17 protein-coding genes and 1 pseudogene are annotated in these 22,092 nt (G+C 73.7%); 4 read left to right on the top strand and 14 right to left on the bottom strand.

Annotated elements, in window-relative coordinates:
- Positions 1–70 precede the first annotated feature (70 nt).
- Complete coding sequence (locus tag GXW83_RS03100) at positions 71–1,372, top strand: esterase family protein (protein WP_182441374.1); 1,302 nt, start codon at positions 71–73, stop codon at positions 1,370–1,372.
- A 133-nt stretch (positions 1,373–1,505) separates the two neighbouring features.
- On the opposite strand, the gene folE is transcribed toward GXW83_RS03100, so the two are convergent.
- From folE to dacB, 6 genes are all read right to left on the bottom strand, one after another.
- The gene (gene folE / locus GXW83_RS03095; RefSeq protein ID WP_182441373.1) at positions 1,506–2,114 is read right to left on the bottom strand and encodes a GTP cyclohydrolase I FolE; all 609 of its coding nucleotides are present in this window, start codon (positions 2,112–2,114) and stop codon (positions 1,506–1,508) included.
- 126 nt (positions 2,115–2,240) lie between these two features.
- On the bottom strand, positions 2,241–4,247 hold the full coding sequence (gene ftsH, locus GXW83_RS03090; RefSeq protein WP_182441372.1) for an ATP-dependent zinc metalloprotease FtsH: 2,007 nt from the start codon (positions 4,245–4,247) through the stop codon (positions 2,241–2,243).
- A 283-nt stretch (positions 4,248–4,530) separates the two neighbouring features.
- Positions 4,531–5,070: a hypoxanthine phosphoribosyltransferase gene (gene hpt, locus GXW83_RS03085; protein ID WP_225447424.1), complete on the bottom strand. Its 540-nt coding sequence runs from the start codon at positions 5,068–5,070 to the stop codon at positions 4,531–4,533.
- A gap of 83 nt (positions 5,071–5,153) precedes the next feature.
- Entirely contained in the window at positions 5,154–6,326 is a 1,173-nt protein-coding gene (gene tilS / locus GXW83_RS03080; protein WP_182441370.1) for a tRNA lysidine(34) synthetase TilS, read from the bottom strand.
- A gap of 301 nt (positions 6,327–6,627) precedes the next feature.
- The gene (locus GXW83_RS03075) at positions 6,628–7,764 is read right to left on the bottom strand and encodes a zinc-dependent metalloprotease (RefSeq protein WP_182441369.1); all 1,137 of its coding nucleotides are present in this window, start codon (positions 7,762–7,764) and stop codon (positions 6,628–6,630) included.
- A gap of 130 nt (positions 7,765–7,894) precedes the next feature.
- Positions 7,895–9,445 (bottom strand): D-alanyl-D-alanine carboxypeptidase/D-alanyl-D-alanine-endopeptidase, encoded by a 1,551-nt coding sequence (dacB, locus tag GXW83_RS03070; protein ID WP_182441368.1) that lies wholly within the window; start codon positions 9,443–9,445, stop codon positions 7,895–7,897.
- A gap of 77 nt (positions 9,446–9,522) precedes the next feature.
- Between dacB and GXW83_RS03065 the strand changes: the two genes are divergently transcribed.
- Positions 9,523–10,017, top strand: a complete 495-nt coding sequence (locus tag GXW83_RS03065; RefSeq protein ID WP_182441367.1) for an inorganic diphosphatase — start codon at positions 9,523–9,525, stop codon at positions 10,015–10,017.
- Positions 10,018–10,265: 248 nt separating this feature from the next.
- Here the strand turns inward: GXW83_RS03065 and GXW83_RS33760 are convergent.
- The 4 genes and pseudogenes from GXW83_RS33760 to GXW83_RS03050 form a co-directional block, all read right to left on the bottom strand.
- Positions 10,266–11,450, bottom strand: a pseudogene (locus GXW83_RS33760) (M23 family metallopeptidase); the annotation flags it as partial.
- 72 nt (positions 11,451–11,522) lie between these two features.
- Positions 11,523–12,902 (bottom strand): C40 family peptidase, encoded by a 1,380-nt coding sequence (locus GXW83_RS03060; protein ID WP_182441366.1) that lies wholly within the window; start codon positions 12,900–12,902, stop codon positions 11,523–11,525.
- Positions 12,903–13,007: 105 nt separating this feature from the next.
- A complete protein-coding gene (locus GXW83_RS03055; RefSeq protein WP_225446720.1) occupies positions 13,008–14,093 on the bottom strand; it encodes a hypothetical protein in 1,086 nt (361 codons plus the stop codon).
- Positions 14,094–14,104: 11 nt separating this feature from the next.
- Positions 14,105–15,928: a threonine/serine exporter ThrE family protein gene (locus tag GXW83_RS03050; RefSeq protein WP_225446719.1), complete on the bottom strand. Its 1,824-nt coding sequence runs from the start codon at positions 15,926–15,928 to the stop codon at positions 14,105–14,107.
- Positions 15,929–16,249: 321 nt separating this feature from the next.
- On the opposite strand from GXW83_RS03050, the gene GXW83_RS03045 reads away from it, so the two are divergent.
- Positions 16,250–16,558, top strand: coding sequence for a hypothetical protein (locus GXW83_RS03045; protein ID WP_225446718.1), 309 nt, complete (start codon positions 16,250–16,252; stop codon positions 16,556–16,558).
- A 264-nt stretch (positions 16,559–16,822) separates the two neighbouring features.
- Here GXW83_RS03045 and GXW83_RS03040 read toward each other — a convergent pair whose 3' ends face one another.
- Both GXW83_RS03040 and GXW83_RS03035 read right to left on the bottom strand, forming a co-directional pair.
- Positions 16,823–17,035 carry a hypothetical protein gene (locus tag GXW83_RS03040; protein WP_182441365.1) on the bottom strand — a complete coding sequence of 71 codons (213 nt, stop codon included), beginning with the start codon at positions 17,033–17,035 and terminating at the stop codon, positions 16,823–16,825.
- Positions 17,036–17,234: 199 nt separating this feature from the next.
- Positions 17,235–17,699, bottom strand: a complete 465-nt coding sequence (locus GXW83_RS03035; RefSeq protein WP_182441364.1) for a hypothetical protein — start codon at positions 17,697–17,699, stop codon at positions 17,235–17,237.
- Between the two features lie 327 nt (positions 17,700–18,026).
- Between GXW83_RS03035 and GXW83_RS03030 the strand changes: the two genes are divergently transcribed.
- Positions 18,027–18,629 carry a TetR/AcrR family transcriptional regulator gene (locus tag GXW83_RS03030; RefSeq protein WP_182441363.1) on the top strand — a complete coding sequence of 201 codons (603 nt, stop codon included), beginning with the start codon at positions 18,027–18,029 and terminating at the stop codon, positions 18,627–18,629.
- Positions 18,630–18,638: 9 nt separating this feature from the next.
- Here GXW83_RS03030 and trxA read toward each other — a convergent pair whose 3' ends face one another.
- Both trxA and GXW83_RS03020 read right to left on the bottom strand, forming a co-directional pair.
- Positions 18,639–19,013: a thioredoxin gene (gene trxA / locus GXW83_RS03025; RefSeq protein ID WP_182441362.1), complete on the bottom strand. Its 375-nt coding sequence runs from the start codon at positions 19,011–19,013 to the stop codon at positions 18,639–18,641.
- A gap of 64 nt (positions 19,014–19,077) precedes the next feature.
- On the bottom strand, positions 19,078–22,071 hold the full coding sequence (locus GXW83_RS03020) for an AAA family ATPase (RefSeq protein ID WP_225446717.1): 2,994 nt from the start codon (positions 22,069–22,071) through the stop codon (positions 19,078–19,080).
- Between the last annotated feature and the right edge of the window lie 21 nt (positions 22,072–22,092).

The following is a 22,092-nucleotide window of genomic DNA, read 5'->3' as shown; positions in this document are numbered from 1 at the left end:
AGTCGGGGGCGGATCGCGGTGAGAATACGGATCGACCCCGGCCGGCCGGCTGGAATCAGGAGCAACGTCCATGGATCTGACGAGCAGTACGCTGCTGGACGCGGTCATCGCACTCACGGTGGTCAGCGTCGCCCTCACCGTCTGGCTCTGGCCACGGCTCGCCCGGCGCGGCGTCCTGTGGATCCTGGCCAGGCTCGGCATGATCCTCATGTCGCAGCTCTCGCTGGTCCTGGTCGTCGCCCTGATGATCAACTCCTACGGCGACTTCTACCCGACCTGGGACGACCTGGTCGGCGGCGGCAACAACCAGCAGGTCGCCTTCGGCCAGACCACCGGCGCGGACAACGGCAACACCGCCGTCAGCGCGGGGAGCCACGGCCTGATAACGACCGACACACCGGGTGACCTGAACCGCTGGCACGACCTGCCCAGCGGTCCGGCCGACCAGGTCGGCCAGGTCTCCTCGGTGCACATCCACGGCGTGCGCACCAAGATCAGCGACCACGCCTACGTCTTCCTGCCGCCGCAGTACTTCCAGCCGGCCTACGCGCACACCGACTTCCCGGTGATCACGGCCTACACCGGCTTCCCCGGCGAGATCGAGACCCTGCTCGACCACCTGAAGACGATTCAGCAGTTCTCCTCGCTGGAGCAGTCGGGCCAGATCCAGCCGACCATCCTGGTGCTGATCTCACAGAACGTCACCATGCCCCGGGACAACGACTGTGTGAACATCCCGCACGGCCCCCAGGTCGAGACCTTCCTGACCAGCGACTACCAGACCGCCATGCACGCCACCTACCGGGTGGCCGCCGACCCGCGTGCCTGGGGCCTGGAGGGCTACTCCGAGGGCGGCACCTGCGCCCTGGAGATCGCCATGCGCTACCCCAAGCTGTACTCCGTGGTGGGCGACCTCGGCGGGGACTACGCGGACACCGAGGACGCCCAGACCGGCAACCTCTTCGGCGCCAAGGGCACCCCGGCCCGCACCCAGCTGATGAACCAGTACAACGTCGAGTGGCGGCTGAAGCACCTGCCCGTGCCGCCGGTCCAGGTGCTGGTGGCGACGACCACCAAGGAGTTCGACTACAAGGCCACCGAGCAGTTCCTGAGGGCGGTGAAGGCCCCCATGTCGGCCACCCCGCTGCTGCTGAGGCTCGGCGGCCACAACTTCACCACCTGGGCCCAGGAGCAGGGCCCGACCATGGTCTGGATGAGCCAGCACATGTCCCCGCCGGTGGCCGAGACCCCGCCCCCGGCCACGCCCCGGGCGGTGCCGCCGCCCGCCACCCGCTCGCTGCCGCCGGCTGCGGGCGGCGCGCACGCCGGCCCCGGCAAGCACACCCCGCCGGCCGCGCCGGGCCGGGACTGACCGGTACCGGACGCACACCACGCGAGGAGGGGCCGCCCCAGCGGGCGGCCCCTCCGTCGTTTCCCGGCCCCTCCGTCGTTTCCCGGCCCCTCCGTCGTTCCCCGGTCTGCCGGAACCGGCTCCGGCGCGGCGGTCAGTGACCGATGATCAGGCTCATCGCCTCGGAGCGGGTCGCCGCGTCGCGCAGCTGGCCGCGCACGGCCGAGGTCAGCGTCTTGGCGCCGGGCTTGCGGATGCCCCGGACCGACATGCACATGTGCTCGGCCTCGATGACGACGATCACGCCGCGGGCGTCCAGGATCCGCATCAGCGAGTCGGCCACCTGGGTGGTCAGCCGCTCCTGGACCTGCGGGCGGCGGGCGAAGACGTCCACCAGCCGGGCGAGCTTGGACAGGCCGGTGATCTTGCCGTTGGCAGCCGGGATGTAGCCCACGTGGGCCACGCCGTGGAACGGCAGCAGGTGGTGCTCGCAGCAGGAGACCAGCTCGATGTCCTTGACCAGGACCATCTCGTCGTGACCCAGGTCGAAGGTGGTCGTCAGGACGTCCTCCGGCTCCTGGAAGAGACCGGCGAATATCTCCTGGTAGGCGCGGGCCACCCGGCCCGGGGTCTCCCGCAGGCCCTCGCGGTCCGGATCCTCGCCCACCGCCAGCAGCAGCTCCCTGACCGCGTTCTCGGCGCGCTTCTGGTCGAAGTCCCTCACGGCACGGGTGGAACCGTCGATGGTCACCGGGTCGGTCATGGGTGGTCCTCATTTCTGCAGCGGATCGGGCCGGCCGCGACAGCCGGCCGCGACAGGCCGGATGCCGCCGCCCAAGGCTAGAACCTCGGGGCGACGGCATCCATTCCAGGACAATGCGGGCGGGCGTCAGCCGTCCGTGGGCTCCTGCGGCAGCTTGACGATGTCCACCGGAGGCGGCGTCATCAGCTGGGCGCCGTTGGTCAGCGCCAGTTCCTTGGGCGACTGCACCGGCGGCCGGGTGGACGGGGTGCGGCGGGCCGAACCGGTCCAGGCCGGACGGGCGGGGCGCTTCACGATCGGAGCGAAGATCTGCGCGATCTGCTCCTTGTTCAGCGTCTCCTTCTCCAGCAGCTCCAGGACCAGGTTGTCCAGCACGTCCCGGTTCTCGACCAGGATCTCCCACGCCTCGTTGTGGGCGTTCTCGATCAGCTTCTTGACCTCCTCGTCCACCAGCCCGGCGACCTCTTCCGAGTAGTCGCGCTGGTGGCCCATCTCGCGGCCCAGGAAGGGCTCGGAGTTGTCGGTCCCGAACTTGATCGCGCCCAGGCGCTCGGTCATGCCGTACTGGGTGACCATGGCCCGCGCGGTGGCAGTGGCCTTCTCGATGTCGTTGGACGCGCCGGTGGTCGGGTCGTGGAAGACCAGCTCCTCCGCCGCGCGCCCGCCCATCATGTAGGCGAGCTGGTCGAGCATCTCGTTGCGGGTGGTCGAGTACTTGTCCTCGTCCGGCAGGACCATGGTGTAGCCCAGGGCCCGGCCGCGGGAGAGGATGGTGACCTTGTGCACCGGGTCGCTGTTCGGAGAGGCCGCCGCGACCAGGGCGTGTCCGCCCTCGTGGTACGCGGTGATCTTCTTCTCCTTCTCCGACATGATCCGGGTGCGCTTCTGCGGACCGGCGACCACGCGGTCGATGGCCTCGTCCAGCGTGCCGTTGTCGATCAGCTTCTTGTCGCTCCGGGCGGTGAGCAGCGCCGCCTCGTTGAGGACGTTCGCCAGGTCCGCACCGGTGAAGCCGGGGGTGCGGCGGGCGACGACCATGAGGTCGACGTCCGGGGCGACCGGCTTGCCCTTCTGGTGCACCTTGAGGATGTCGTGCCGGCCGGTGAGGTCGGGACGGTCCACCGCGATCTGCCGGTCGAAGCGGCCCGGGCGCAGCAGCGCCGGGTCGAGGATGTCGGGACGGTTGGTCGCCGCGATCAGGATCACGCCGCCCTTCACGTCGAAGCCGTCCATCTCGACCAGCAGCTGGTTCAGGGTCTGCTCGCGCTCGTCGTGCCCGCCGCCGAGGCCGGCGCCACGGTGGCGGCCGACCGCGTCGATCTCGTCCACGAAGACGATGGCCGGGGCGTTGGCCTTGGCCTGCTCGAAGAGGTCGCGGACGCGGCTGGCGCCGACACCCACGAACATCTCCACGAAGTCGGAGCCGGAGATCGAGTAGAACGGCACCCCGGCCTCGCCCGCGACGGCGCGCGCCAGCAGGGTCTTGCCGGTCCCGGGCGGGCCGTAGAGCAGCACACCCTTGGGGATCTTGGCGCCGACGGCCTGGAACTTGGCCGGCTCCTGGAGGAACTCCTTGATCTCGTGGAGCTCCTCGACCGCCTCGTCGGCGCCCGCGACGTCCGCGAAGGTCGTCTTGGGCGTGTCCTTGGTGATCAGCTTGGCCTTGGACTTCCCGAACTGCATGACGCGCGAGCCGCCGCCCTGCATCTGGTTCATCAGGAAGAGGAAGACCACCACGATCAGGACGAACGGCAGCAGCGAAAGCAGGATGCTGACGAAGGCGTTCTGCTTGTCCTGGCTGACGGTGTAGCTGGTGACGTCACCGCTCTTGACCTGGCTCTGCAGGTTGTCGGCGAGCGTCGCCGCGTAGGTGTCGTTGACGTACGGCGCCTGGATCTGCGAGGTGCCGTCGAAGGTCTTGCCGTCCTTCAGCTGGACCTTGATCATCTGACTGTCGCCAGTCGTGATCTGGACTGCCTTGGCGTTGCCGTCGTTGATCTGCGCGACGACTGCGCTGGTGTCCTCGGTCTTGTAACCGGCCGAGGACGACACCACGGTCATCAGCACGAAGACAGCGGCAACCGCCAGCAGGACCCAAATCACCGGCGCACGGAAGTATCGCTTCACGTCCATCCATGCGGGGCGACATGAGCCGCCCCGTCCCTCCTGCCACTGTGCGGCATCTCACGGCCCGCGGGCCGTGGATGCGTCCTATGTCTGACCTCGACCGGTTGGTCATCCACTGTCAACAGCACACAGTGGACTATTGGACGGTACCGCAGCCATTCTCCATGCGAGTGGTGCGGTACGAGTGCCAAACGGGCCTTCCCCGGGTCCAACGGAGGGAACCTGTGTCCTGTTCCCGCCCGGTCGGCCCTTTTGCCGCCGCCATCAGCGCCGACGGCCCGGCGGGCGCTCAGCCGCCGTACACGTGCGGCGCGAGCGTCCCGACGAACGGCAGGTTGCGGTACTTCTCCGCGTAGTCGAGACCGTAACCCACGACGAACTCGTTGGCGATGTCGAAACCGACGTACTTGACGTCGATGGAGACCTTGGCGGCGTCCGGCTTGCGCAGCAGAGCGCAGACCTCCAGCGAGGCCGGGCCGCGCGACTGCAGGTTGCTGAGCAGCCAGGACAGGGTCAGACCGGAGTCGATGATGTCCTCGACGATGAGCACGTCGCGGCCGCTGATGTCGGTGTCCAGGTCCTTGAGGATGCGGACCACGCCCGAGGAGCGGGTGCCCATCCCGTAGGAGGACACCGCCATCCAGTCCATGGTGAGCGGGCTGTGCAGGGCTCTGGCGAGGTCGGCCATGACCATCACGGCGCCCTTGAGCACGCCGACGATCAGCAGGTCCTTGCCGGCGTAGTCGCGGTCGATCTGTGCCGCCAGTTCGACCAGCTTGGCGTCGATCTCGTCCTTGCTGATGAGCACCTTCGCAAGGTCGGTGCCCATGTCGTTCTCGTCCACCCGCGGTACTTCCTCAAGTGCTGGGGATCCGGTGTCTGCGGTCCAACCTTGCCACACCCGCTCCGGGGCTACGGACGGCGGAAGGCCAGGTGGCCGGAGCGGCGGCGCAGCTCCACGGCACCGGGCAGGTGCAGCGGACCCTGGCCGTGCCAGTCGGTGACGAGGTGGTCCATGGCCTCGACATGGCGGGCGAAGAGGTCCCCGGCGGGGCTGCCGGCCCGGATCGCCGCCCGGCGCAGCACCCGGCGGCGGACGGCGGGCGGCACCTCGGCCAGTCGGCGGGCGTCCAGGCCGTGCTCGCCGGCGGCCTCGGCCTCGACCTGCGCGGCCCAGGCGTCCAAGGCGTCGGCATCGTCGCGGAACAGCCGGGCGGTGCGGGCCAGGGCCTCGACCACCCCGCCGCCGAGGTGCTTCTCCAGCACCGGCAGGACCTCGTGCCGGACCCGGGCGCGGGTGTAGGCGGGGTCGGTGTTGTGCGGGTCGTCCCAGACCGGCAGGTCCAGGACGGCGCAGGCCTGGCGGGTGGTGGAGCGGTCCAGGTCGAGGAAGGGGCGGCGGTAGCGGCCGGTGGCGGCGGCCATCCCGGACAGCGAGCGCGGGCCCGAGCCCCGGGCCAGGCCCAGCAGCACGGTCTCGGCCTGGTCGTCGCGGGTGTGGCCGAGCAGGATGACCCGGGCGCCGTGGCGTTCGGCGGCGCTGTCCAGGGCGGCGTAGCGGGCGTCGCGGGCGGCGGCCTCGGGGCCTCCGGCCCGGCCGACCTTGACGCCGAGGGCGTCCACCGGGTCCAGGCCGAGGGCGCGCAGCCGGGCGGCGACCTCGACGGCGCGGGCGGTGGAGCCCTGCTGCAGTCCGTGGTCGACGGTGACGGCTCCGGCCCGCAGGCCCATCCGGGCGGCTTCGAAGGCGGTGGCGGCGGCCAGGGCCATGGAGTCGGCGCCGCCGCTGCAGGCCACCAGGACGAGCGGGGCGTCCGGTGCGGGGCGGGGGCGGGGTGTCCGGCGCTTGGCGTGCTCCGGGTCGACGTCGCCGACCGGGTGGAACAGCGGCGGGGCGGGGGCCGGTGCGGGGGCCGGGACGGTCGGGGCGTTCTGGGCGCTCGGGGCGGGGGCGGGGCGGCCGCCGGCGCCGGGGGCGGCAGGGCCGGGGGCGCCGCTGAAGGTGTCGGGGATGTGGGCGGCGACATCGTTCAGCACCCGGCGTACTGCCAGGCGTATCGCGGCCACTGCGGGATGCGGACCCATGGTTGATCACTCCTCGGGTCGAGCCGGGGGACGGAGGGTTGCCGAATCGTCTCACAGAGTGATCGGCATATCACGAATCGTGGCGACGGGATCGTAAGCAGATCGTCGCAGAAGTCTTCCGTGCCACACGCCGGTCTGGTTCCCGGATGTCCCCGGTTCCGCTCGGAAGGATGAATGGAGGAACGTTCCTGCAGGCCGAGGGGCGCTGCGCGGGCGCGCCGGAGGGGCCTGTGGAGGCCGTCCGGCCGCGCGCCGCATGCCCGCGCGCCCGCATGCCCGCGCGCTCATGGGCTCCGCTGCGTCACTTGTGGATGCGGGCCACCCACGCCGACGGGTTGTGGATCTCCTCCTTGGTGGGGAGGGTGTTCGGCGAGGTCCAGACCCGGTTGAAGCCGTCCATGCCGACCGAGTCGACCACCGCGCGGACGAAGACCGCGCCGTCCTGGTACTGCCGCAGTTTGGCGTCCAGGCCCAGCAGCCGGCGCAGCAGCTGGTCCAGCCGCCCCGCGCCCTTGGCCCGGCGCTGCTGGAATTTCTCCCGGATCTCCGCCACCGAGGGCACGACCTGCGGGCCGACGCCGTCCATCACCACGTCCGCGTGGCCCTCCAGCAGCGACATCACCGCGGTCAGCCGCCCCAGCACGGCGCGCTGGGCGGGCGTCTGCACGACGTCCATCAGGCTGCCGGTGCCGCCGCCGCTGTCCGCACCGCTCTCGTCCGGGCCGGACGCCCCGGCGCCGACGCCGGGCAGCGAGCCCAGCGCCTCGCGCAGCCGCTCCAGCAGCGTGGTCGGGTCGATGTCGGTCTCGGCCAGGAACGCCTGGATCTCCGCCTCGATGTGGTCGCGCAGCCAGGGCACGGCGGTGAACTGGGTGCGGTGGGTCTCCTCGTGCAGGCACACCCACAGCCGGAAGTCGTGCGGGTCCACCTCCAGCTCGCGCTCGACCTGGACGATGTTGGGGGCCACCAGCAGCAGCCGCCCGGGCGCGGCCGGGTGCGCGTCGTCCAGCGAGGACAGGTCGGCCGGGATCTCCGCCGGGGCGAAGGTCTCGTACTGGCCGAGGACCCGGGAGGACATGAACGCCAGCAGCATCCCCACCTCCAGGCCGGTGACCTTGCCGCCGACGACGCCCAGCGCGGCGCTGCCGGGCAGCTCGGAGCGGCGGGCCTGCATCCGGTCGGTGAGCGGGGTGATGATCGTGCGGAATCCGGCCACATTGGCCCTGATCCAGCCCGGCCGGTCCACCACCAGCACCGGCGTGCCCCCGGTCGGGGAGCCCATCCCGGTGAACTCGCGGACGTGCCGCTCCGAGGAGGCGGCGTGCCGCCGCAGCTCGGCCACGGCCGCACCGGCCTCCTCGCGGCTCACCTCGGGGCCGGGACGCACCAGCCGGGTCGCGGTGGACACCGCGAGACTCCAGTCGACCATGTCTGCCATGTCCGCTCTCACTCCTCCGGAGGGGTATTCCGACTGTGGCTCTGTTCCTCCGGAGAGGCAGGGGAGTTCGCCCGTGTCCGCTCTGGTCCGCCAGTGGCTGTACACCTGCCACCGTACGTGTTCCTGCCCACTAGCGGCAGCCGCATGCGGCGACGCGCCCGGCGAGCGCGTCCAGGTCGCTGCGGGCCGTGGCCGCCGGGCCGCCGCCGTTGGCCATGAAGGCGAAGGCCAGCAGCCTGCCGTCACGGTCCACCACCAGCCCGGCGAGGGTGTTGGCGGCCGACAGCGTCCCGGTCTTGGCGCGGACCACGCCCAGCCCGGAGCTGCTGTCGAAGCCCTCGACGTCCGGGCCCAGGGTGCCGGTGAAGCCGGCCACCGGCAGCCCGAGCACGATCGGGCGCAGCTCGGGGTGGGCGGGTGAGGCGTCCAGCGCCAGCAGCTGGGTGAGCACGTCGGCCGGGACGGCGTCCCGGGTGTCCAGGCCGCTGCTGTCGTACAGCCGGGTACCGCCCAGCTGTATGCCGAGGCCGCGCAGGGTCTGCAGCACGGCGGTGACCCCGCCGGTGAAGGTGGCGGGCTGTCCGGCGGCCAGCGCCACCTGGTGGCCCAGGGTCTCGGCGATGTCGTTGTCGCTGTCGGTCAGCATCCGCTCGACGATCTCGGTCAGCGGCTGGGACTGCACCTCGGCCAGCGGGACGGCGGCGGTGGCCGACGGAGCGGTGGCCGGGGCGGCGGCGTCCTCGGCAGAGGCGGTGGCCGGGGCGGTGGCGGTCGGGAGCGTGGTGAGGGCGGGCGAGCCCTGGACGGTGACGCCCCGGGCGGTGAGCAGGGCGGCGAAGTCGCCGGCGGCGGTCGCCGCCGGGTCGGCGTAGCGCGGGGCGTCCTCGGTGCTGGACGGGTCCAGCCGGCCCTCGTCCACGGTCAGCGCCTGCACCAGGGCGATGTTGTCGTTGACGCCGATCGGGTGCAGCGGGCTGCCGGTGAACAGCGCGGTGTCGTACCCGAGCCTGACCGTGCTCGCGCCCTCGGCCTTCAGCGCGGCGGCGGTGCGGTCGGCCAGCGTGGCCAGGCTGGCCTGCGGGTCGCTGCCGCCGGTGGCGGCCGCGGTCAGGGTCGGATCGCCGCCGCCGACCAGGACGATCCGGCCGGGCCCGGTGCTCACCACCCGGGTGGTGAAGCGGTGCCCGGGGCCGAGCAGGGTGAGCGCGGCGGTCGCCGTGGCGATCTTGTTGGTGGAGGCCGGCGTCTGCGGGGCGGTGCCGCCGTACGCGTACAGGCTGCGTCCGGTGGCGACGTCCGTCACCGAGGCGGTGACCTGGCCGAGCGCCGGTGCGCCCAGGTAGCCGCCGAGGGCGGTGGACAGCCCGGCGCCGGTCGGCAGCGGAGCGGCGGCGTCCACCGCGCCCACGGCCGGGGCGAGCACCTGCGGCACCGGCTGCCAACTGGGCGCGGGCACGGCCCTGAGCTGCGGCTTCGACGCCCGGGCGGCGTCCTGGCCCGGGGATCCGGCGGTGCGCCCGGGGCGGCGCTCGGCCGTCCGCTGGCCGCCCTGCCAGGGCCCGGCGGCGGCGATGCTGCTCGCGGCCAGCGCCAGCCCGAGGCCGCCGGCCACCAGCACGACGGTCCGCGTCGGCGCCAGCGCGTAGCCCCGGGCGGCCCGCCCCCACCACGTAGTACCCATCCGGACCTGCCCCTTTCCCGAGCACTCCACGACGTAGGAGACACTATTGGCTGCAAACGACTTTCTTTGGAGGAGCCTTGGAGTTCGACGTCACGATCGAGATTCCGAAGGGTTCGCGGAACAAGTACGAGGTCGACCACGAGACTGGTCGCATCTTCCTTGACCGGATGCTCTTCACCTCGACCCGCTACCCCGCCGACTACGGCTTCGTCGAGGGCACCCTCGGCGAGGACGGCGACCCGCTGGACGCCCTGGTCATCCTCGAAGAGCCGACCTTCCCCGGCTGCCTGATCAAGTGCCGGGCCATCGGCATGTTCCACATGACCGACGAGGCGGGCGGCGACGACAAGCTGCTCTGCGTGCCCGCGTCGGACCCGCGCTGGGAGCACCTGCGGGACATCCACCACGTGTCGGAGTTCGACCGCCTGGAGATCCAGCACTTCTTCGAGGTCTACAAGGACCTGGAGCCCGGCAAGTCGGTCGAGGGCGCGCACTGGGTCGGCCGCGCGGAGGCCGAGGAGGAGATCGTGAACTCGGTCAACCGCCTCAAGGAGTCCGGACACGCGCACTGACGCGCCGTCCGCACGCACCCGTCGACGCCGCCCCGGGGCCCACCAGGCTCCCGCGGGCGGCGTCTGTCGTCCGCCGGACCGGGATCAGCCGGACTGCCCCGGCCCGGCGCCGGTGGTCGGGCCGCTGAGGGCCGGGCCGCTGAGGGCCGGGCGTCGTCCGTCGGGCCGCCGGTGCGCAGGCTGCGGCCCCGGCGCAGTCGGCCGGGGACGCCGGTGAACGCCAGGTCCAGCCCCAGCCCCTCCCGCTCGGCGTGGATGTGCAGGTGCGGCTCGGTGCTGTGGCCCGAGTTGCCGACCTCGCCCAGCAGCTGACCGGCCGTGACCCGCTCGCCGACGGCCACCCGGACGCTGCCCGGCCGCAGGTGCGCCAGGTGGACGGTCTCCTGCCCGGTGTCGATGACGACGCAGTTGCCGTACGGCGGGCCGAACCTTGGCTCGCCCGGCGCCTGGTCGGGTATGCCGTCCACGGCCCGCACCACCAGCCCGTCGCAGGGGGCCAGCAGGGCGCTGCCGTACGCGGCGTAGGCCTCCGGAACATCGGCGGCGAACCGTCCGGCGGACCGTGTGCGGAAGCCGACCGGCCCCAGCCGGACGAGGTCCAGCGCGCCGCGCTGCTCGGCCACGGTGGCATGGTGGTTGATCCCGGGCCCGCCGCCCTGCACCACGTACCAGCGGCCGGTGGCGAAGGGGAATCGCAGCGGCGCGGACAGCGGCGCACCCCAGCGGTGGCGGCGCGCCCGCACCAGCCGGACGAGGGCGACGGCCAGTGCGGCCCCCAGCGCCACCGGCAGCACCGCCGCGCCGCCCCAGCGCGGGCCGGGCAGCTCCGGCAGGCGGCAGGCCGAGACCGCCGCCAGCAGCGCCCCGGCCTGGAACGGGCGCCGGATCCACCACGGCACGGAGGCGGCGGCCCCGTACCCCTCGAAGCCGACCAGCGCGAGGGCCGCGCAGAGCGCCCAGGACGCCCAGCCGTCGGCGCTGCCGCTGGTCCAGCAGCCGGTGACGACGGCCGCCAGGGCGGCGAGCGGCAGCAGCAGTCCCCACCAGGACGGGCCCCGGGGCCGCGCCCGGTGCCGGGCGGGGGCCGGGCCGCCGATCAGGAAACCGGCCAGGGTGCCGTCGGCGGCGGTCACCCCCCAGGCCAGCGCCGTCCCCCGGGGGCCGCGCAGCACCAGCCCGGCGGCGGTGGACTCCACCCCGGTGACCTCGCCGACCTGCTCCCTGGTCGCCTCTATGACCTGCTGGAACCGCTCCTCCCCCAGCGCGGCGGCCACCGTCGGCGCCCACCGGGCGCGCTCCTCCACCGGCGCGGCCAGCAGGCGCCGCAACGCCCGCCCGACCTCGGCCTCCGCCGCCGCCGTCTCCGGCGCCCGGCCCTCCCCCGCTGCCTCCGGCGCCCCCGCTGCCTCGCCGAGGCCGTGCAGATCCCTCATGCGTCCCCCCGTGGACCGCGGCCGTCCTTGTACGACCTGTCAGCGATCCTGCCACAGGCCACTGACAACGGGTCAGGGGCGGGCGTAGAAGCTGGGTGCGCCCATGATCCAGAGGCTGGCGACCTTGACGACGTCGCCGGTGCGGGGGGCCTCGATGATGCGGTCGTCGCCGATGTAGAGGGCGACGTGGTAGATGCCCTGCGGGGTGCCGTCGTGGGACCAGAAGACCAGGTCGCCGGGGCGGAGCCGGCTGTAGCCGATCGGGTGGGAGCGGGCGTACTGGTCGGCGGCGAAGTGCGGCAGGGCCACCCCGGCGCGCTGCCAGGCACGCATGGTCAGGCCCGAGCAGTCGAAGTCGGCCGGACCGGCCGCGCCCCAGACGTACGGCAGGCCGAGCTGGGCGCGGGCATAGCGGACGGCGGCGGCCGGATCGGGCGGGGCGGCGGCCGGGGCCGGACCCGACACGGCGTCAGAGCCGCTGTCGGCGGGGGCGGTCGCATCGGGGGCGGAGCCCGGGGCCGCGTCCGATCCCGAGCCTGATCCGGAGCCCGAGCCGGGGTCTGATCCGGGGTCTGATCCGGGGTCCGGGACGGCGGGGTCGGTGGCTGGGTCCAGGGCGGCGGGGTCCGTGCCGGGGTCGGGGCCGGTCGGCGCGGTGGCGTCGGCGGCCTGCTCCTCGTCGGCGGCCTGCTGCTGGGCGGCGGCCTGCTGCCGGGCCTGCTCGTGGCGGGCGGCCAGCTCCACCGAGGTCTGCTCGGCCTCGGCGAGCTGGGCCAGCAGCGTCGCCTGCCGGGCCTGGAGCGCCTGCACCTGGGTCTGCTGGGCGGCGAGCCGGGCCTCGACCTGCTGCCGGGCCTGCTGGACGGCGGCCGTGGCCAGCCGGGCCGCGGCGGCGGCGCGGGCGGCGGCGGCCGCGGTCCCGGCGGCCCTGGCGGCGGTGCCGGTGGCGCTGTCCACCGCGATCCGGGCCCGGCCGGCCACGGCCCGCTCCACCTCCCGCTGGACGTCCGCGGCCTGGGCGTCCCGCGCCCGCAGCACGCCGTCGAAGCCGGCCAGGCCGGGCGGCACGCCCATCCGGTACTGCTCCGCCGCCAGCTCCCCGGCAGCGATATGGGCGGTCTGGCGTCCGGCCTCGGCCTTGGCGGCGGCGGCCGTGGCGGCGATGGCGGCCTGCTCGGCGAGGTCCTGCCGGACGGTCGCGCCGTCGTACTGCTCCACGGCCTGGTCGGCCTGGATGTCGAGTGCCTGCTCGGCGCTCTGGGCGGCGCTGAGCTGCTGCTCGACGGTGGCGGCCTCGGCGGCCTGCCCCTGCGCGGCCTGCTGGGCGGCCTGGACCTCGCCCGCGCCCGGCGCCGGATCGTCCGCCGTGGCGGTCCCGGTCAGCGGCAGGGCGGCCAGGGCGACCACGAGCGCGGCACAGGCCAGGGGACGGGCCGCGCTGCGGAGCGGCATGCGGTGGAGCACTCGACGACCCTCCGGTTCGCTGACGGACTCCTCCGAGTCTGTCCGGGGCCGGGCGGGTGCGCACCACGAGGCAGCCGGATGAGTGACGGTGCGTCAGCTACGGCTGCGGCGGCTGCCCCCCGCGCCCCGGCTGCGGCCCGCGGCGACGGTACGGCGGCGGGCGGCGGCCTCGCGGCGGCGGGCCGCGGCGGTGGTCGCCTGCGGGTGCGGATGAGCGTGCGGCACCGGCGCCGCGCGCCGGGCGGCAGCCGCGGCACCGGCCGCCGCCCGGCGCGCGGCCAGCCGGTTCAGCCGGGTGAGGCTGCGCAGCCGCTGCTCGTCCGGCGGCAGGTAGCTGCGGAAGTCCCCCGCGTAGCGCGGGGCGGCGAGCCGCTCGGCCATGCGCTCGGCGAGCTGGTGGGCGCGGGTGGGGCGGGCGCCGGGCGGGGTGGGCTTGCCCGCGATGGCGTCGAACAGCCACTGCCGGGCGTGGTCGGTGCGCCGGTGGAAGCGGGCCTCGCGGCGGCGGGCGCGGGCGTACTTGCGCGGGCTGCGGGTGTAGCGCCAGCGGGCCCAGGGGCTGTACGGGCGGGCCAGCCGCAGCGCGGCGATCCAGGAGACGCCCGGCACCATGATCCCCAGGATGCCGCTCCAGAACTTCCCCTTGAGGAAGGTGACCACCGTGCACAGGGCGTTGAAGCTGATCAGGCCGATCAGCAGCCAGTGCACCCGGTCGCCCGGGGTGAGGCCCAGCGGCAGGTAGCCGACCAGCAGCAGCCCGGTGAGCAGGATGCCGACGATCACCGCGTCCACGGACTTGCGCCCCTGCTCGCTCCAGTAGACGTCCTCCAGGTGCAGCAGCAGCGCGAACTCGTCCAGGGCCAGGCCGCAGCCGATGCCGAAGACCAGCCCGAAGACGTCGATCCAGGGGTGCGTCCCGTCGGTGGCGAACGTGCCGATGCCGCCGACCAGCAGGAAGAACATGCCGAAGACGACATGGTGGATGTGCAGGCCGCCGGGGGTGACGTTGCCGGGCCACCAGCGCACCCCGCGCCGGATCATTCGCACGCTGAAGCGGATGAACAGGAAGGAGCAGATGAAGCCCAGCAGGAGCAGCAGCAGCGGCTGCTTGCCCGGGTCCAGGATGTGGTGGACGTAGTACTCGCCGAAGTGGAAGCGGCGGTGCGGAAGCGCGTTCATCGGCCCCGCCCTCAGAAGCCGCGGGTGCGCTTGGCCGCGCTGCGGACGACGGTCGGGCCGGTGCCCTGCGGCACCTTCAGGAACAGCCGTGCGACCTCGCCGCCGAGGTTCACCCCGACGGCCAGCGCCAGCGCCAGCGCGGCGGCGCGGGAGACCGCCAGCAGGCCGGTCAGCGGCTCGCCCCGGGCCAGCGAGAGCAGCCCGAGGTAGATGGCCGAGCCCGGCAGCAGCGGTCCGAGCGCGGCGGTGACGTACGGCAGCGAGGAGGCGTAGCGATAGCGCGAGGCGAGCTGGCCGAAGAGGCCGACCATCCCGGCGGCCACGCCGGTGGCGAGGATCGGCGACACATGGCCCTGGACGGTCAGCACGCCGTACACCGACCAGCCCACCCCGCCGAGCAGGGTCACCATCGGCAGCACCCGGCGGGAGGTCTGCAGCAGCACGGCGAAGAACAGCGTCAGCGCCATGGCGGCGGGCAGTTGCAGCGCGGGGAACGGGTGGGTGGCCAGGCTCTGCTCGGGGTGCAGGTCGGCGCCGAACTTGACGCCCACGTAGAGCACCAGCAGCACGCCCAGGATGATGCCGACGACCAGGTAGAGGACCTCCAGCAGCCGGGCGGCGGCGGTGATGTAGAAGCCGGTGAGGCCGTCGGCCACGGCCGCGACCAGGGCCCGGCCGGGCAGCAGCGCGTACAGCCCACCGGTGATCAGCACCGATCCGCGCAGCCCGCTCTCGCCCAGGGTGAGCACCACGCCGAGCGCGGCGGCGGGCATGGCCGCGACCACGAACTGGTAGAACTCCGGCAGCCCCTTGTGCGCCACCGCCCAGGCCAGCCGGTCGCCGAGCGTGGCCGCGAAGAAGGCGCTGACGAAGACCAGCATCGCCTTGGGGTCCGCGACGCCGCCGACCAGCAGCGTCGCTGCGCCCGCCAGCAGCCCGGTGGCCAGCGACAGCAGCCAGCCCGGGTAGGGGTGCCGGTTGCGCCGGATCGCGGCCAGCCGCCGGTAGGCGTCCTCCACGCTGGCCTGCTCCCCGGTGATGTCCGCGACCAGCCGGTAGACGGACGCCAGCCGGGTGTAGTCCGAGCCGCGGCGGCGCACCACCCGGGTCGAGGTCACCGGCGGCTCGGTCAGCGAGGGCTGGTACGAGATGGAGATCAGCGTGAAGGTGACCTGCGGTTCGCAGCGGTCCAGGCCGTAGGCGTGGGTGACGCCCAGCATGGCCGCCTCGACGTCCTCGGCGCTCTCGCCGCTGGCGAGCAGCAGCTCGCCGATGCGCAGGGTGAGGTCCAGGATGCGCGGGACGTTGCGCCCGACCTCGGCCTGTTCGGGGGCGTGCGAGCGCTCGAACGCGGGCCGCTCGGACATCGGGGTGCGCAGCAGGGTGCGCATCCGGTCCGGCCAGGGGGCGTCGCCGGGCGCGCCTATGCGCAGCTGCGCGAGGGAGATGCCGGCCGGGGGCGTGTAGCCGTAGGCGGCCCAGTCGTCGGCACCGGGGGTGGGCGGGGCGGTCGCGGCACTCGGGGCGGGCGCGGCCGTGGGGGCGGTCGGGTCAGGCGTTTCGGGGCCGAGCAGGCCGGGGGTGACCGTCAGGGCAGGCCCGGCGGGGGCGGGGGCTCCGGGCGGCTGCGGCGCCGGGGACGCCGGTGGTACGGACGCGGGCGGTTCGGACGCCCGGGGCTCGGACGCGCGGGGCTCGGACGCCCGGGGTCCAGAGGCGCGGGGGCCGGACGGCCGGGGTTCGGGGGCGGGCGCGGCGGGGGGCGCGGGGTGCGGCCTGTCCCGCTCCGCCCGCTGCGGGCGAACCCGACGACCTGGCCTTCTGCCCTGGGGCACCCGCTACTCCTCGCCGCACCTGCTGCCGTACCGCACTGCCTGCCGCACCGTCTCCGGCACCACCTTGCCCGATCGCGGCGGGCGGCGCACGACCGGACCCCGCGCCCCCCGGTCAACCGGCGATTGACGCCTGCGCCGGGCGGGACAAAGCGTCACCGAAGGGATGGTGACTCCTATGGGGGATATTTACCAATCGAGATGGAACTTTGTCGACTTGTTGGTGAATGCTGGGGCAGCGACGTCGGTCCGTTTCCCGACGGCCGGGGATGGCCAGCCCCGCCCGTCACCAGCACCGCATCATCCACTCAGACAGGAGACCTCGTGTCCCGTTTGCGCATCTTCACGGCCTTCGCCGCGTTGGCGGCCTGTATGTGCCTGGGCATCGGCACAGCGTCGGCGGTGACCGGCGCCTCCGCAGCGACCGACCACTCCAACGGCAGCGTCGTCAGCGTCTACGACTCGGGCAACTTCGGCGGCGCGGTGAACGGCAACGCCAATGCCGGGCGCCAGTCGGCGACGGGCGGCGGCGCGTCCAACGCCGACAACAGCGCCGGGATCTCCGGCAACGGCGGCGGGATCGGCAGCGGTCAGTCCAATAGCAACCGGCTGGCGTCCGAGCTGTACTACTAGGCACGGCAGCCGCTGGACCACGGCCGCGCCAGACAGCCGGGCCGTCGGGATTTCCGCCGCGCCACCCCGCCCTACCAGCGCCAGGGCGGGTCGGCAGGCAGGCTGGAAAGGGTCAACCCGACAGCACGGCAGCACAGCGGCCCGGCCGGCCAGGGGCACAGCAGCACAGCAGGCGGTCAGCGGGGGTCGGCAGCAGATGGGGCTGCCGGCCCCCGCTGCCGCGTGCGGCCCGGCGAGGTCGGCGCGGCCGGGCCCGGCCCGGCGTCAGTCCTGGTGACGGACCACCACGAAGGCGTCCAGCACGGGGTCGTAGTGGTCGTGGTGCGGCAGACCGGTGGTCGTGGACTCCTCCCAGGCACGGTGTGCGGCCCGGTGAGCGGGTCCGTCCCCCGGGTACACCGCGACCACCTCCCCGCCCTGGGGCGGACAGAGGCGACAGGCGGCAGTGGCGACAGCGCCGGCGAGTGTGGCGGACATGACGTATCTCCCCTTCGTGTGTCGAGCCGGACGAGCGCGGCCCCTGACTCCAGGAGTCGCACTGCGTCTACCCGCAGACACGCACAGTACCTACCGGCACTGACAACCCGACAGCAATGCTGGTCAGGTCGCCGCAACAGCCCCCGTCCGAGCCAGTCGGCGCCCGGAGAGGCCCGCCGGGCCGGCCTCCCGGCGGCGGTCAGTGGACCAGGACGGCGACCGTGTTCGACGTCCGGTCGACCACCCGGTGCCGGGGGTTGACCACCGCCACCAGCTGCGCCCGGAACTGCAGTTCGCCGCGGTGCCCGGCCCGGACGGCCAGCCGCACCGAGCTGTGCTGGACGCAGCCGAGCTGCGCCCAGGCGCCCGCGCCGCTGCGCTCGTCCACGCACAGCTGGATCGGGGTGCCGCCGAAGTCGTCGCTGTCGCCCGAGGCGGAGACCTCCACCGAGCGGCCGACGGTGACGACGCGGCTGCCCACGCCGACCGCTATGGCCGACTTGGCGGAGGCCGGTCCTGCCCCCAGCCCGACCACGGCGGCGGCGACGGCCGCGACGGCCGCCGCGGAACCGATTCTGCGCGCGATCCGACCGGAGCCGGTCCGCTCCGTGGCGGCGGTCCGGCCCGCGGTCCCCTGTGCGGTCCTGTGCGCGGCGGTGTTCATCTGGCTGCCCCCTGGCGGCTCGACCTGCTCTGTGATGCGCCCGACGCGGACCCGCCCTGCGTGGAGACGCCCTCCATACTGTAGGGACATCTGCTTACCCGACGGGGTTGCAGCGCTGACGGACAGATGTTGTGAACGAGCTATCACGTCCCGGTGCCCCGCCGACGACGAAACGGCCGCGCCCTGACGAACGTTCGTTCAACCCGGCGGGCTTCCGCCGCCGTCCCGGGGCCCACGACGATGCGACCGATGCCATCCTGTCACTCCGCGCGGCCGTCGCCCGGGCTAGAATCCGAACGATCGATCAGTCCCCGAGCAAGGACAACCATGCGACCTGCCGGACAGAACGCTCTGCTGGAGGCCGCCCGCGAGGAGTTCTCCACCCGCGGCTTCGGAAGCGCCTCCATCCGCGACATCGCGCAGCGCGCCGGAATGAGCCTCTCGGCGATGTACCACTACTACTCGGGCAAGCAGGAGCTGCTGCACGCCATCCTGGACGAGGGCCTGGACACCTACTTCGCCGCCTGCGCCGCCGCCCTGGAGCAGGTCGGCGAGGAGCCCGCGGACCGGCTCTCGGCGGTGGTGGCCGCCACCACCCGGTTCCGCGCCGAGCACCTGGCCCGCAGCAACATCCTGCTCACCGAGGAGCGCAGCCTGGACCCGGAGCGCCTGGCCCGCTACAGCGCGCGCCACGCCGAGGCCACCAACCTGTTCCGGCACGCCATCGACGCCGGGGTGGCGTCCGGGGTGTTCCTCACGCCCTACCCGGACGAGGCCCGCCGCACGGTGATCGCCATGTGCAACGCCGTCGCCCAGTGGTTCCGCCCGGACGGCGAGATCGGCCTGGACGAGCTGGTGGACCGCCATGTGGCGCTGGCCCTGACCGTCGTCGAGTACCGCCCGCAGCGCTCCTGGTCCGGGCGGCCCTGACCCGCGGCCCTACTCGGCCGAGCCCTGCTCCTGCTCCTGGACCTCGCGCCGGATCTCGTCCATGTCCAGCCCCCGGGCCTGCTTGATCAGGTCCTCCAGGGCCGGGGCGGGCAGGGCGCCCGGCTGCGAGAAGACCACCGTGCGGTCGCGGATGATCATCAGGGTGGGGATGGAGCGGATCTCGAAGGCCGCCGCCAGCTCCGCCTGCGCCTCGGTGTCCACCTTGCCGAACACCAGGTCGGGGTTGTCCTCGGCGGCCTTCTCGTAGACCGGGGCGAACTGCCGGCAGGGCCCGCACCAGGACGCCCAGAAGTCGATCAGAACGAAGCCGTTCTGCTCGACGGTCTCGTTGAAGTTGTCCTTGGTGAGCTGAAGCGTGCTCATGCTGGGCAGACCTGCTTTCGGCTGGACGACATGCCTCAAGCATGCAACCGGCGGCGGCGGACCGCTATTCCCCCGGCTGCTCCCCCAGCTCCAGCGCGGCCGACAGGCCCTCCGGCCCGGTGCCCACCTTGCGGTGCGCGGAGGCCAACAGCGCGCTGGCCACGCCCACGCTGACGCCCAGCCGGTCGGCGATCTGCTCGATCGGCACCCGCTGCGCCGCGAGCACCGCCGCCTGCCGCTCCTCCCGGTTCAGCACCCGCGCGGCGACCGCGTGCAGCCGGTGCGGGCTGGCGCCGGACGCCACCAGTTCGGCCCGGCCGCGCGCGGCCAGGGCGTCCGCGCCGCACTGCGCGGCCAGCTCGACGCCCTGCTCCAGCGGGGCGATGGCCTCCCGGGGACGGCTGACCCGGCGCAGCGCCGCGCCCTGGTCGACCAGCGCCAGCGCGTACTCGTACGCCGCCGGGGACTTGCCGAGCCGGTCCACGGCCTGCCGCAGCAGGTCGGGGGCATCGGCCGGATCGGCCACCGCGGCGCACAGCCGCAGGGCGCTGCCCACGGCCGAGTTGGTGCCGGTGCGCCGGGCGTCGGCGAGGCCCTGGGCGGCCAGCTCCCGGGCGCGCTCCGGCTGCTCCTGGGCGATGGCCGCGGCCAGGTGGCCGGCCCAGGGAGCCCAGACCGAGTTGTGCCAGCCGCGCTGCTCCAGCGCCTCCCCGGTGGCGCGCAGCTCCTCGGCTGCCTCGTCGCGCCGACCCTGGGCCAGCAGCAGCCGGGCGTGCAGGGTCGGGGCGTCGGGCAGCACCATCACCGGCGGGTAGGGCGCCTCGAAGTGGTACTCGGCGGCCAGCTCCAGGGCCTGGTCGGTGCGGCCGCGGGCGAGCAGGGTGTCGATCAGCACGCCGACGATGTCCCACTGCAGCGGGGTGTTCCGGCCCAGCCGGTCGGATCGGCGCAGGGTGGTCCGCAGCAGCGCCTCGGCCTCGACCAGGCGGCCCCAGCGTTGCAGCACCAAGCCGCCGAGGAAGCTGACGAACGCCTGGTGGCCGCCGCTCCAACCGGCCAGCTCGATGCTCCTGGCGCCCTCGTTGGAGAGCCGGGAGGCCAGGTCGAGCCGGTCGTTGTAGACGTAGGTCAGGCCCAGCAGGATGGGGATCTCGAATCCCCAGGTGGTGTTGGTCCACCCGAGGCCGTCGATCAGCCGGCCGTTCTCGAAGGCGTGCTCGGCCAGGGCGAGCGCCTCGGCGGAGTCGGCGCCGCGCATCACCAGGTCCCACGCCTGGACCACCTTGACGGCGCGCGGGCCGGCGTCGGCGGTGCCGTGCAGGTCGGCCGAGAGCTGGCCGGAGAGTTCCGCGAGCCGCTCGGAGCACTCGGCTCCGTCCGAGGCGTCGCGCAGGAAGGCGCGCCACATGTAGTAGGCGGCCTGCAGCCGGATCCGGCCGGGCCCCTGCGGGGTGCGGTTGATCTCGTCGGCGGTGACCTCGGCGGCCTCGACCATGCGGTTGGAGTGGGCCAGGGCCTGGCCGAGCCGCAGCGTGGCCTCCTCGCGGCGCTCCGGGCTCAGCCCGGGGACGGCGGTCAGCGCCTGGCGCAGGTGGTTGATGGTCGCCTGCGGGTCGGTGAGCAGCGCGGAGCGCCCCAGCTCGAACAGGACGTCGGCGCGGTCCTCCTCGGCCGGCGGCTCGGACAGGGCACGCTCCAAGCAGCGCCGGGCGGCGTCCGGGGCGCCCATCGCCATGTGCTCGATGGCGGCCTCGCGGAGCTGGCGGACGACCTCCAGGTCGTCCTCGGGGTAGATCTCCAGCAGGTGCCGGGAGGCGATGGCCATGCTCTGCCCGGCCGCGATGACCTCGGCGGCGGCCTTGCCGTGCAGCGAGGTGCGGATCGAGGAGAGCAGCATGGTCTGGTAGACGGCGGTGCCGATGGTCGGGTGGACGAACTCCAGCACGGTCCGGCCGCGGGCGTCGTGGTCGACCCGCAGGATGCGCTCCTCGCACAGCCGCTCGACGGCGGTGCGCTGGGCGGCCGGGGTGAGCACGGCCATCCGCCCGGCGATGTCCGGGTCGATCTCGGTGTCCAGCACCGCCGCCGCGTAGGCGAACCGGGTGGTGTCGGGGCCGAGGGCCTCCAGCCGCCGGGAGATGCCGAGCCCGCGCCCGGCGGCGACCAGGCCGCGCAGCTCGGAGACGTTCTCGTCCACCGGCTGCAGCTTGCGGTCCTTCATCTTGGAGATGAGCGCGACCACGTCGAACGGGTTGCCGCCGGTGATGGACCAGGACTCGCGGCAGAAGAGGTCGTCGGCGTCGGCGGCCAGCTCCTTGCGGATCAGGTTCTCCACCGAGTTCGGTCCGAGGGTGCGCAGTTGCAGCTGGACGCCGAGCCGGGCGTCCGGGCCGCTGCCGGAGCCGTTCTCGCCGAGGGCCAGCAGCGGGCGGGCGCTGTCCTTCAGCTCCTCGGGCCGGAAGGCCAGCGCCAGCAGCACCGGCAGCCCGGGCAGCCGCCCGCTGAACCCGACCAGCCAGTCCAGCGACTCCCGGTCGGCCCAGTGCAGATCGTCGACGATCACCACCAGCGGGCCGCGCCGGACCGCGAGTTGGGTGAGCAGCCAGTCCAGGGCCTGGTTGACGCCCTGGGGTTGCGGCTCGGCCTGGACGGTCTGCATCGCGGAGGCGGGGACCAGGCCCAGCGCCGGGGCGGCGACGTCGTACCAGGACTCCAGCAGCTCCCGGGTCTCCGCCTCGCCGAGGCCCACGAGGAACGGTTGCAGCAGCTGGCGGACCACGTGGAACGGGGACTTCTGCTGCTGCTCGCCGCCCCTGGCGGAGAGGATCAGGCAGGCATCGCTGCGGGCGGAGGCGCTGCGGCGCAGTTCGCCGACGATGGCGGTCTTGCCCAGCCCGGCGGCGCCGCTGTACAGGAGCACCCGGCCGAGGTTGGTGTCGCTGGCCCGGAAGCCCTCGCAGAGCCGGGTCAGCGCCCGCTCGGCCTGCTCGGTGAGTTCGGCCCGCTCGTACAGGCCGCCCTCGTCCGCTCCGCGCCCGTACACTCCGTGATCGGTCACTTTTCGCTCCCAGTCAGCAGT

Source organism: Streptacidiphilus sp. PB12-B1b (assembly GCF_014084125.1).
Lineage (GTDB): Bacteria > Actinomycetota > Actinomycetes > Streptomycetales > Streptomycetaceae > Streptacidiphilus.
This window is presented reverse-complemented; position numbering and strand designations above follow the sequence as displayed.